Origin of the sequence: Clostridium sartagoforme AAU1, from assembly GCF_000401215.1 — a bacterium.
Taxonomy (GTDB): Bacteria; Bacillota; Clostridia; order Clostridiales; family Clostridiaceae; genus Clostridium; species Clostridium sartagoforme.
Map to the genome: position 1 here is coordinate 1 of NZ_ASRV01000206.1, position 13100 is coordinate 13100.

The following is a 13100-nucleotide window of genomic DNA, read 5'->3' on the forward strand; positions in this document are numbered from 1 at the left end:
GTTATAATTGGGGGATACATGAGAATTATTAGCAAAGATTTATCTATAAAAAAATTAACAATATATATATTCACAATAATTTATTTAATTTTCATATTATTAACTTCATTAAATTTTTACTTTTATTCAAGATATGAATTTAACAAAACAGAGAAACTTATTAAAAATTCTAATACTAGTTTAAGTCAGCAAATAACTGAAAAAATCAATACTATTTTAGATATATCTAAATATCCACTTCTTATACCTGAGATAGATAAATTACATAATATATTAAAAACAAATGAAAACTATGAAATAAATAATTATAACTATTTAAAATATCTTTGTGAAATGATATTAATTCAAAATGATTCAATTAACGGAGCATATATTTACGACTTAAAGGGCCGTGGTGTTTTTACTAATAGAAATAGTTCTAATGATGTACTAATAAATCCAACATTATCAGAATGGTTCATAAAAAGTATAGATTCAGATGACTCCACTTCTATATTTAATAATATTAATCCTAAAAGTATATTTGATAATCCTTCATCTAATGATGAAAATTTATTTGTATTAACTAGAAAAATTATAGATATGAGTTCAAATCAGATAACAGGTTTATTAATGGTGACAATACCTGTAGATAATTTTTTAAGTCTACTAAATAACAGTATAATCTTCAACAATCAAGTTCTTTCACTTTATGATTCAACTGGAGAATTAATAACTCAAACTGATGGAGATCTATTGCTAAATAGTACTTATATAAACGATAATCTTATTACTACAGATACTAACCCTATTATTAAGTATATTAATAAGGATACTAGTTATATAGTAACCTCTAACTACATACCTTCCTCTAATTGGATACTTATAAATACTATACCTAAAAATGAAGCATTTAGGTTAAACACTTTATATACTATGTTCTTTATTATAAATTTAATATTTTTCTTAGCTGTATCTATTATCCTTTACTACTTCGTGACAAAAATAATATTTAATCCTATTGAACTATTATCTAGAAATATGAAGTCTAATAACTTAGAAGAAAATCTAGATAAAGAGGTGATTTACGATAAAAATGATGAAATAGGTGTATTAGTAAAATCTTATAACAAAATGAAAAGTCATATTAATTATCTTATTAATATTAACTATAAAACTCAAATTGAGCAAAAAGAATTGGAGCTTAAGCAATTACAAAATCAAATAAATCCTCACTTCATATATAATACTTTAGAGTCTATTCATATGATGGCTGAAATAAATGATGATATGGAGACATCAATTATGGCAGAATATTTTGGTGAAATAATTAGATATAGTATGAATCGTAGAGTTAACACTGTAACTTTAAAAGAAGAAATTAAAATTATAGATAATTATATATATCTACAAAAAATAAGATTTGATCAATTATTCTATATTGAAAATATGATTCCTGAGGAACTATTAAACTGTGAAATAACAAAAATGATTATTCAACCCTTAATTGAAAATGCAATTTATCATGGTCTAAGTGAATGTAGTGGAAATGGGAAAATAATAATCCAAGGAACAAGAGTTGATAATAATCTTTTATTAACTATATCTGATAATGGTATTGGAATATCAGAAGAAAAATTAGAAGAATTAAATGACTATATAAATGATAATAATAATAATAGCTTTAATGGCATTGCATTAAGAAATATAAATAGAAGATTAAAACTTAACTATGGTGAAAATTATAACCTTAAGATATTTAGTGTTGAAGGAAAAGGAACATCAATGGTATTGACATTACCATTCATAGTTAAAGAGTAAATATTAAAACAAAAAAAGATGATGTAACCATAATTTATAGTTACATCATCTTTTTACTAACTTATATATTTAAATCTCTTAATCTATGAATCATATCAATTTGATTACTATACATATCTTCTCTTTCATTTATATAAATTCTCTTTAATTCTTCATCTTTTTCCCTTAAAATTTTATCATCCATATCTTTTATTAATTCACCTATTCTAAAAAGATGTAGAGCAAGTTCAAGGGCATTTTTTTCATTCTTCATCAAATTCCTCCATTTACCAATATAATAAATTAATTTATTATTTGCTCTTATTATTTAAATACCTTATTGGTACCATTCCTCCAAATATGAGGACTAAGTTCACAATTATTACCATTACATAAAGAACTTGTGCTGCTGGATCTTTTCCTACTAATATTAATCCTAATATTGAGATTCCAAGCATCCCAAATGATATAGATTGAATAAATTTCACAAAAGTAATTATTGACTTTAACTCTATATTACTTTGCTTTTTAATCTTTCTTGTTCTATTTTCTCTACATGATGACATGCTACATAGCCTCCTTTATATTCAACCAAATCTGGCTCTTCTTTTTCACATTTCTCAGTATAATAAGGACACCTAGTATGGAACTTACATCCTGATGGCGGATTAATTATACTTGGCATATCTAAAGTTCTTAATGGTAACTCCTTAGATCCTCCATCTGATCTCTTTCCTACACTTTGTGGTACAGCAGCTAATAATGCATGGAAGTATGGGTGCTTAGGATTATCTATAGCATCATATATATTATTTAATTCAATAACTCTTCCAAGATACATAACTACTAATCTACCATTCTTAGCTATATATCTAGCAGTAGCTAAATCATGAGTTATATAAATAAATGATATATTATATTTCTTATTCATCTTTGTCATTAAATCTATAAGGGAAATTCTTAAAGATACATCAACCATTGATACTGGTTCATCAGCCACTATTAGCTTAGGCTTAACAGATAGGGCTCTTGCTAACAATATTCTTTGTCTTTGTCCACCACTTAATTGATGTGGATACTTATATAAAAACTGCTCTTGTGGAACTAGTCCAACTTCTGCAAAATACTCTTTTAATATTTCTTCTGCCTCTTGCTTATTCTTAGCAATCTTATGTTGTAATAAAGGCATAGATAGGGATTGAAATATTGTTCTATTCGGATTTAATGCCGCAAATGAATCTTGATGAACCATTTGAACTCCCAATCTATACTCCTTAAATTCGGCCTTTTTTAATTTGCTTATTTCTTTTCCTTTATATAATATATTTCCTTTTGTTTGCTTATGAATTCCAACTATAAGTTTCCCTAAAGTGGTTTTACCACAACCACTTTCTCCTACTACAGCTACGATTTCCCCCTCTTCAACTTCTAAATTAATATTAGATAAAACCTTAACTTTTTGTTTCTTATTTACTCTATTATCAAACTCAATATCTAAGTTTTCTATTTTTAATAAGCTCATTTTATGCACCTTCCTTTCCTACTATTTCAAGGCGTTCTGCTAGTGTATAACATCTAGTACATTTCTCATCATTTATTTTATACATTACTTTAGTTTTCTCCCTATCAGCTTCACAATTTCCTTCTAAGAAAATACTGCATCTTGGAGAGAACTTACACACCTTAAAATCTTGAGTAAGGTTAGGTGGATTTCCTGGTATAGCCTTACGCTTTGTAATATCATCATTTAATGTTGGGATTGCATTTAATAATCCCTTCGTATATGGATGTGATGGGTCTCTAAATACTTCAGTAACATCTCCATATTCAACTAATTCACCAGCATACATAACAGCAATTCTATTTATTATTCCTGATATAACAGAAATATCATGAGTTAAGAATATTAATGTCACACCTAATCTTTTATGAATATCCTTTAATAAGTCTAAGATATACCATTGAGTTATAACATCTAGAGCTGTCGTAGGCTCATCTAATAAAATTACTTTTGGGTCTAATATAAGACTTAATGCAATTAATACTCTTTGTTTCATACCACCACTTAATTGATGTGGATAATATTCTAATACATTAGTATCTAATCTTACAAACTTTAATACCTCTTCTGCTTTATTTATTATTTTTTCCATAGACATATCTGGATTGTGAGCTAATACAGTTTCTACAAAATGCTCCTTTATTTTCAACACTGGATTTAATGCATTTTGTGCAGCTTGGAACACAGTAGCTATCTCCATCCACCTATATTCATTAAACTCATTAACATTCAAATCTAATAAATTAATCTTATTGTCATTATCATCATAGTAATAAACTTCCCCTGATGTTATCTTTCCTGGAGATTGTACAAGATTTAATATTCCAGCAGCAAGAGTGGATTTACCACTACCACTTTCTCCTATTATTCCCACTACCTCATTTTTATATATTGTAAACGAAACATTATCACATGCTTTCAAATTCCCATTCTTTAAAAAGAATTCTATTGTAATATTTTTTACTTCTATTAATGGCTTCATAATATATCCTCCTATTTGCGTAGCCTTGGATTCATAGCTTCATCTAAGCCATTTGCAAAGAAATAGCATCCTAATTGGAATAATACAATTCCCATTATTGGTGTCATAAAATAAACTATTGGTCCAAGACCTCCATATAAAACTGCTGATTGTGACATTGCCATTTGTATCATCATTCCCCAGTGACTACCTTGGAATGGAACTAATCCTAAAACCATTAAAGAAACTGATGTCATTATGGCACCCTTCATTATAGAAATAAAGTTAATGGCTATAAAGGAAGTTATATTCGGTACTATATCTTTTAATATAATATTCACTGTACTAATTCCCATTACTCTACTAGCTTCAATAAAATCTTTATTTCTAATTACAAGAACTTGAGACCTGATAGCTTTTGCAAGCCCTGCCCAAGACCATAAACTTAATACTAAACCAAATAATACATCGTTACTAACATTGATAACCATAGATAAAACCATTGTTACTGGTAATGTTGGCATTGTTAATACTATATTAGTTATTAACATTAATATTTCATCTATTTTCCCTCCAAGTAAACCTGCCGTAATACCTATTCCACATGCAAATATTATGGAAAATAGAGCTGCATAAAATGCTACTAATAAAACTGATCTTGAACCATTAATAAATAGCGATAATATATCTCTTCCAGCATAATCTGTACCTAACCAATGCTCTACTGAAGGTGCCTTTAATCTATCTAAATAATTTGATGCTGGATCTGGAACTATCATAGGTCCAAATGTAGCTAGTAATAAAAAGAATACTAATATCAAAAAACCTACTCTAGCCATTTTATTTCTCCAAATTACTTGAAAAAACTCTTTTAATGAAGTTAAAAATGATCCATCTTTTTCAAAAATTTTTGTTTTATTATTTAAACTTAATGAACTACTCATAATTTATTTCTCCCTTAACCTTGGATTTAACCTAGTATTTAAGAACTCTGCAAAAAGTCCTGATAGTAATACCATAACTATTATCATTAAAAACATACCTTGCATAAGTGTATAATCTCTTCTTGAAATAGCTGTAGTTAAATAAAAACCAACTCCTGGATAAACAAATAAATTTTCTATTAAAGGTGAACCTCCAAACATCATTCCGAATGAAATTGCAACACTTGTTACCATTGGAAGCATTGCATTTCTACCTAAATAGCTAAATATTATACGTTTGTTGGATATCCCTCTTGCCTTAGCATAATTTATATAATCTTCTCCTAGGACTGATAAACAGTTTGCTTTCATTCCCATTATCCATCCTGCTAATGTAGTTAAGAAATATGCTAATATTGGTAGAGCAGCATGGCTTAATACGTTCATTATAAATTTAAAATTAAAGCCAGGAGTTATTGATGAACTATATGCTCCTTTTGATGGAAATAAACCAAGAGTAAGTGAAAATAATAAAACTAATAAATATGCAACTATATAGTCTGGAATAGATCCTAATACAGCTTGATATCCTGTTAGTATTCCATCAAAAATTTTACTCCTTTTCCAAGCAACATATATACCGAGAATTATGCCTACACTAAATGATAGGAGTAATGATATCGAACAAACTAATAAAGTCCATGGTAATGCTCCTAAAACTATCTTTGTCACTGATTCCTTAAATGACATTGACTGTCCTAAATTACCAGTGGCAATTCCCTTAACATATGAAACAAATCTTTCTAATATCGGTTCATCTGGATCATAATTTAAGGCTAATTTCGCTTTATTATAGGCTTGATCATAAGTTAATTGACCTGTTCTTATATAATCTTGTGCTAATGTTTCTACTGGGTCACCAGGCATAGCTTGTATAACAAAGAAAATTAATAGTAATGAAGCTAACATGGTTAAAAGACAAGTAGCTAACTTTTTCATTTTAATCACCTCTTATTTATAAGTAAGGGCCGTTTAATAACAGCCCTATAATAATTTCTTTAACTTTGTAATTACTTAATGTAATATATTTCTTCTCCTCTTAACATCTTTCCTAAAATAGCACTAGTTGTACCTGACCAATAGAAATCACTTAATTGTTCTCCTGTTGGTGATTCTGACATTGAAAGTTTAGGATCATGAATTCTATATACATAATATTTTTCAGTTACAGGTATAAACCATACATTATCATTATAAAATTGAGCAAATTCTTCTGTAATATTTGTTATTTCCTCATCTGTTGAAGCATCAAATAATGCTGTTAACTTATCTGTATAATTAAAGGCTTCTCCAGTTTCTTCATTATTCCAAACTAGTTTTCCTTGTTCAGGAAATTCTAAATTCATTCCTCTCTTACCATACCACCAAACTCCGTTATATGCTTCGTGTGGATGTTGAGTACTAGTTACTGTTGCAAATCCGTCTATAACCATATGCCCTTCACCAGATGTTGCATAGTCGTTATATGCAGCTGCTTCTTTTGGTGTAAATACTGCATTTAACCCAAAATCTTTCATCATATTTGCTGCAGCTTCTCCCATTACAACATATGCTGGATATTCACCTACACCAGCAACTATAATTTCTGGACTTTGACCATCTGCATCAACCCAGCTATTACCTTTCTTTGTCCATCCTGCTGCTTCAAGATACTCTGCTGCTTTTTCTAAATTAACATCATAATTCTCTAATGTATTTAAGAAGTCTTTATCTAAATACTTATCTCTTATTGATGGTGGTAATCCTAAAGCATATTCATCTCCTTTTACCATTCCTGGTTCTGATACTGGAGCTATTTGAGCTGTATCAATTATATATGATATTGCTTTTCTAACATTAACATCGTTAGTTGGATACTTTTGAGTATTCATAGTAAATCCTAATGAACTGAATTCTGGAACTACCATTTGTCTAATTGTATCAGAATTATTTTCTGCTACCTTTTGAGCTAAATCTGGAGATAATCCCATTCCTTCTGCATCATAATCTCCATTGGTTATTGCAAGTGCTGTAGATTCTGTACTTGTTGGTCTAATTCCTCTAATTTTTTCTATATAAAGAGGGATCCTATAATATGGATTTTGTTCAAATATAGTTTCTGCTGAAGTAATAACTTTAGGCACATATGCTCCTGAACACTTTATACTTAATATATCTGGTAAATAATTATTTATTTTTGTAGTTACCTCAGCTACATTTAAATCTCCTTGCTCAGTAAATTTATAATTTCCATTTTCATCAACTTCTCTGCTGTTCTCAAATTCTTTTTGATATCCTTTGGCAAATTCTCCATATTCAGATGCTGGATATTTCAAAGCTGTTTTTAGTATATAATCAAGTAATAGAGCTGAATCTTTAATATATTTAATCTCTACTGTTAAATCATCTACCTTAGTTACAGATTCAGCATAATATGCAATATTATTTACTGTCATATCTATGAATATAGTAGTCATTAGATCATCTGCTGTTATAGCACTACCATCACTCCATTTAAGATCCTCTTTTAGCTTCAAAGTTAAAATTTTATTTTCAAAATTATAACTTTCTAATAATGATGGTTTAAATGTTTTTTCAGGCTGTGAGCTATAATCACATAAGTAATCATATATTATTGGTTCTGTTGACCAGTCTGGACCACCATTAACTAATGGATTTCCATGCCCTGCTGGTGCTGGAGTAAATGATACCATTGTACTTAATTCAGTTCCTTTAACGTCAGCCCTTTCACCTTCAAGCTTAGCATTAGTTAATGCTGTTTCCACACTAACAACTGAATCTAAAATTGATTCTGATTTTGTCCCAGAATCTTTGTTTGAGTTACTACAACCAATTAATGAAGTTAAACTCATTACTAATACCATAGATACTGATATAATTGTTTTCAACTTATTACTTTTCATTACGTTCCCCCGTATAAATTTAAAATTTATTTAGTTGATAATCTAAGTGTACATTCATGAAAATCGTGTGTAAACGTTTCGTAAGCGAGTGGATAATTATAGTCTATATATATTAAATTTTGTTTATTTTTTAGTTATTTATAATTAATACTTATTATAAAACTCTGTTTTTCTTACTACTCCTTTTTCCCCGTTATTCCCCCTCCTATATTGAACTTTACTATGGCTTTCTAAAAAATAGAGGCTGTTAAACTATCAGCCTCATTAAAATAAATTTACTTTAACCTTTATATCTTACTTACTAAATTCTATATTATAGCTCTTTCTCTGTAATACTCTAGACTAATTTAAAATAAATTAACTTCCCTGAATTATCTCCATATAAGTTCACATTAATTCCAGCATTCATTAATACTCCACCAGATATTAATTCTTCAGTTTCTTCATTTTTATAAAATTTATCTTCTATTAATCCTTTTAATTTTATTCTTCTACTATGATGATTTGGTCTGCCAAATACTTGTATACAAGTAACTAAAACTTCGCTCTTATCCTTAGATACCACTGCCCAAGCATCAAATGAGTTGTTTTCAGAAAAACTTTCTAATCTATAATACTCCCCTCTTCTTACTAAATCATTATATTTATGGTACATTTCTATTTGTTTTGGTATCATTTCTCTATCTTCATTAGAAATTTTAGTTACATCAAGTTCATACCCAAATGTTCCTGCTAAAGCTACATATCCTCTTGTTTCAAAAGGTGTTGTTCTTCCTACTGTATGATTTGGACAATCACTAACATGAGCTCCTATAGCTGAAAGTGGATATACCATTGCTGTACCTTCCTGAATTTTTAATCTTTCTATAGCATCAGTATCATCAGAACACCAAATTTGAGGACTATAATAAAGCATTCCTGGATCAAATCTAGCTCCACCACCAGAACAATTTTCTAGTAAAATATATGGAAAATCTTTAGTTAATCTATCCATCATATCATAAACAGCTAAAACATATCTGTGTACTAATTCCCCTTGATTTTCTACTCCCAATCCATAACTTCCCAAGTCAGTTAACTGTCTATTCATATCCCATTTTACATATGTTATATTTGCACTAGACAAGATTTTCTTTATACTTTCATATATATAATCTACTATTTCTTTTCTCGATAAATCTAATACATATTGTTCCCTACATAAGGCTGGCTCTCTTCCTTGTATTTTAATACACCAATCTGGATGCTTTCTAAATAACTCTGAATCTCCTGATATCATTTCTGGTTCAATCCATATTCCAAATTCCATTCCAAGCTTATTTACTTCATCAACTAAATGTTTTAATCCACCATTTATTTTATCTTCATTTACAAACCAATCTCCTAAGGATGAATTATCAGAATTACGTTTTCCAAACCAACCATCATCCATGACTAACATTTCAATCCCAAGCTTTGATGCTTCCTTTGCAATATCAATTAATTTATCTGTATTAAAATCAAAATAAGTAGCTTCCCAGTTATTTATTAATATTGGTCTTTTTTTATCCTTATATTTTCCCCTTATTAAATGATTACGATATAAGTCATGGAAGGTTCTTGTCATTTTTCCTATACCCTCATTTGAATAAACCATAACTACTTCTGGTGCAATAAATTCTTCATCTTTATTTAGTATCCAACTAAAATCTGTTGAATTTATTCCCATTACAAATCTTGTTGTATTAAATTGACATCCTTCAACTTGAGAAAAGAAGTTTCCTGAATAAACAAAATTAAAACCATATACATTTCCATAATCATCGTTAGCTTTGTTATCTAGCAATGCTATAAATGGATTATCTTGATGACTTGACTCTCCTCTTATAGTTGATACCGCTTGTTTTCCATATCCTATTTTTTTCTTTGAATATGCCTTTCTCTAGCCCAAGATCCATGAAGTGATATCATATCATAATCAATTCCTTCAAACTCAACACAAGTTGATAAAACCTTAGTTAAAGTGATTTTATCTTCACTGGAATTTTTAATTCTAACACTTCTTGTAATAGCATCTAATTCTTCAAATACTGTATAAACAAGAATAACTTCTAAGTTTAAGTATTTATCTATACATGTTACTTCAAGTGTTGTACATTCATTATCATTTCCATAAGTAGACGGTAATCCTTTAAGTCCTCTTTTGCCTTTATATATTTCATGTGATTTATATTCAAGTTTTACTTGTGAATGCCCATTTTTATCTTTAACTTGTATTGATGATTCTCTAAAATCACCTATTCCATGTGTAGAATACTCCATTGGAAAACTATCATAAAAAGATACTCTATCCCTATTATTTTTAGTTGGATAATATGGCGGTTCCTCAAGCTCATTAAGTAATTTATATTTTCATCTATTACTTTCTTTCCAAAATAAACATGTCCTAAAAACTTTTCTTCATCTACTATAGCCATAATGTATGATGTATCTTTAGCATCAAGCTTAAATACATTATATTTCTCTATAAATTTTATCCCCATAATAATTCCTCCTCCATCATGATATTTTTATATTTAGTATTTCTTTGTAATCAATTAAATAATGCTTCTTATAAATTTACATTATTATTTTTTCTATATACCTTAGACCTATTAAATTCTAGTATTTTATACTACAGGATAACTTTTTAGAACTATTATGTTTCCTTTGATTGAATACTCTCCTAAATTTGCTGGAATTAAATAGCTATCTCCCATTTTTATAGTTTCCTTAAAGTTTCTTCCTTCTATTATTCCTTCTCCTTCAACACAAGTGTACATATAAAATTTCTCTAAATTACTTGCATCTTTGTATTCTGAAGTGATAATTATTTTTTCTATTCGAAAATATTCATTTTTACATAGTAAACTATGACTATATCCATCATGCTTTACTTCTTCATTTTTACTTAAATTTTCACATTGAAGATCAAAATTTATAACATCTAATGCTTTTTGTACATGAATTTCTCTTGGTCTTCCATAGTCGTATACTCTATATGTTACATCACTATTTTGTTGAATTTCTGCAATTACAACTCCTTCACATATAGCGTGAACTAATCCACTTTTTATTAAAAAGCAATCTCCTTTTTTAACTTCTATTTTATTTAAGCAAGCTTCTACATTATTATTTTTTATAGAGTCTTCAAACTCTTCTTTAGTACAGTTTTTTGTTCCTACAATTAAAGCTGCACCTGGCTTTGCATCCATTACATACCAAGCTTCTGTTTTACCATAGTCCCCTTCATATTTTGCAGCATATTCATCTCCAGGATGAACTTGTACTGATAACTTTTCTTTTGAGTTTATAAGCTTTATTAAAAGTGGGAACTTTTCAAGAGTCACTTTTTTCCCAACAAGGTCATGCCCATATTTACTTATTAAAACGTCAAATTTTATTCCTTTCAATTCTCCATTTTCAACTGTTCCTATTCCATTTGGATGACATGCGATATCCCATGTTTCTCCTATTTCTCCTGCTGGCATATTATCTCTAAAGACCTCAAAATCTCTACCGCCCCATATTTTTTCATAATATAAATTTTTAAATCTAATTGGATACATTAGTTTCTCCTCCTTATATTGCGTATTTAAAATATAATGGGAAAGCTACATTTCGCTCTTAATTACACGACTCCACATCAATGCGAATTATTAGCTAGAAATGTAGCTTAAAGTTGACTTTTATACCTATAATATTGTCATAATCCAAGTATTGAAAGTCTTAAATAACCAATTATATATTTCAATAACTTAAATAAAGTTATAATTTTATCTAAATTCTATATCGTCACCGTGCACTAATTCAGAATTTTCTTTTATATATTTAACCAATTCATCTACTTGTGCATATGCTACTGCAACATATGTATCTGCTGCACCATAGTAAATAGCTATTCTTCCTGTTTCTGCATCTTGTAGTGTTGCACAAGGAAATGCTACATTTGGAACAAATCCTGTTGTTTCATAATCTTTTTCTGGAGTTAATAGGTAATCTCTTGTTCTATATAAAACTTTTGCTGGATTTTCCTTATCTAAGATAGCAGCTCCCATACTATATACAAATCCATTACATGTGCCAGATACACCATGATAAAATAGCAACCATCCTTCTGATGTTTCTATTGGAGTTGCTCCTCCACCAATTTTAGTTCCTTGCCACCAGCCTGAGCCACCTTTACTCATAACTCTTCTATGTCTTCCCCAGTGAACTAAATCTGGACTTTCGCTTAAGAATATATCTCCAAATGGAGTATGTCCACTATCACTCGGTCTACTTAAAAGCATATACTTTCCATTAATCTTTCTTGGAAACAATACTCCATTTCTATTAAATGGAATAAATGGATTTTCAAGTCTAACAAATTCTTTAAAATCTTTTGTAGTTCCAAGTCCAAGTGATGCTCCACCAAATTCAGCACACCAAACAATATAATAAGTATCTTCAATTTTGACTAATCTTGGATCATAAGAATAATTCGGTTGATAATCATTTCCATTTTCATCTTTCCAATGAATTTCCTCATCCTCAATCTGCCAAGCTAGTCCATCTTTACTTCTACCAACATGTAACTGTGGCTTACCATTTTTATGGTCTGCTCTAAATATTCCGATAAACCCATCTTCGCAAGGTAATACTGCACTGTTAAATATTCTCGCCGATTTCTTTGTAGGATTCCATTTTATAATCGGATTACCATCATGTCTCCATACTACTCCGTCAAATCCTTGTGGCTTATCTTGCCAAGGTATATTATTATTTTTTTCTCCCAATATTCTTACATTTTCCATAAGAGCCCTCCTAATTTTCATATACTTAAGATAAATATAAACTTGTTAACAATTACATACTTAATCTACTATTTATTAATTTTAATTTCTATAATTAAG

Annotated in this window: 10 protein-coding genes and 1 pseudogene; 1 reads left to right on the plus strand and 10 read right to left on the minus strand. The window is 29.0% G+C overall.

The features are described 5' to 3' along the window. Positions 1–18: 18 nt before the first annotated feature. Positions 19–1800 carry a sensor histidine kinase gene (locus A500_RS16515; protein WP_040437067.1) on the plus strand — a complete coding sequence of 594 codons (1782 nt, stop codon included), beginning with the start codon at positions 19–21 and terminating at the stop codon, positions 1798–1800. A gap of 61 nt (positions 1801–1861) precedes the next feature. Here the strand turns inward: A500_RS16515 and A500_RS16520 are convergent, their stop codons facing one another. The 10 genes and pseudogenes from A500_RS16520 to A500_RS16565 form a co-directional block, all read right to left on the minus strand. Continuing rightward, the gene (locus tag A500_RS16520; RefSeq protein WP_016208708.1) at positions 1862–2053 is read right to left on the minus strand and encodes a hypothetical protein; all 192 of its coding nucleotides are present in this window, start codon (positions 2051–2053) and stop codon (positions 1862–1864) included. A 37-nt stretch (positions 2054–2090) separates the two neighbouring features. Beyond that, positions 2091–2345, minus strand: coding sequence for a hypothetical protein (locus tag A500_RS16525; RefSeq protein WP_016208709.1), 255 nt, complete (start codon positions 2343–2345; stop codon positions 2091–2093). Next, the gene (locus A500_RS16530) at positions 2291–3301 is read right to left on the minus strand and encodes an ABC transporter ATP-binding protein (protein ID WP_016208710.1); all 1011 of its coding nucleotides are present in this window, start codon (positions 3299–3301) and stop codon (positions 2291–2293) included. Before A500_RS16530 ends, A500_RS16525 begins: the two co-directional genes overlap by 55 nt. 1 nt (position 3302) lies before the next feature. Then, complete coding sequence (locus A500_RS16535; protein ID WP_016208711.1) at positions 3303–4322, minus strand: ABC transporter ATP-binding protein; 1020 nt, start codon at positions 4320–4322, stop codon at positions 3303–3305. A gap of 11 nt (positions 4323–4333) precedes the next feature. Next, on the minus strand, positions 4334–5245 hold the full coding sequence (locus A500_RS16540; protein WP_016208712.1) for an ABC transporter permease: 912 nt from the start codon (positions 5243–5245) through the stop codon (positions 4334–4336). A 3-nt stretch (positions 5246–5248) separates the two neighbouring features. Further along, on the minus strand, positions 5249–6223 hold the full coding sequence (locus A500_RS16545) for an ABC transporter permease (protein ID WP_016208713.1): 975 nt from the start codon (positions 6221–6223) through the stop codon (positions 5249–5251). A 71-nt stretch (positions 6224–6294) separates the two neighbouring features. Then, positions 6295–8187 carry an ABC transporter substrate-binding protein gene (locus tag A500_RS16550; protein ID WP_016208714.1) on the minus strand — a complete coding sequence of 631 codons (1893 nt, stop codon included), beginning with the start codon at positions 8185–8187 and terminating at the stop codon, positions 6295–6297. A gap of 337 nt (positions 8188–8524) precedes the next feature. Next, a pseudogene (locus A500_RS16555) lies at positions 8525–10709 on the minus strand (alpha-galactosidase). 126 nt (positions 10710–10835) lie between these two features. Beyond that, the gene (locus A500_RS16560) at positions 10836–11774 is read right to left on the minus strand and encodes a type I phosphomannose isomerase catalytic subunit (protein WP_016208715.1); all 939 of its coding nucleotides are present in this window, start codon (positions 11772–11774) and stop codon (positions 10836–10838) included. Positions 11775–11981: 207 nt separating this feature from the next. Then, on the minus strand, positions 11982–13001 hold the full coding sequence (locus A500_RS16565) for a glycoside hydrolase family 130 protein (protein ID WP_016208716.1): 1020 nt from the start codon (positions 12999–13001) through the stop codon (positions 11982–11984). Positions 13002–13100 lie beyond the last annotated feature (99 nt).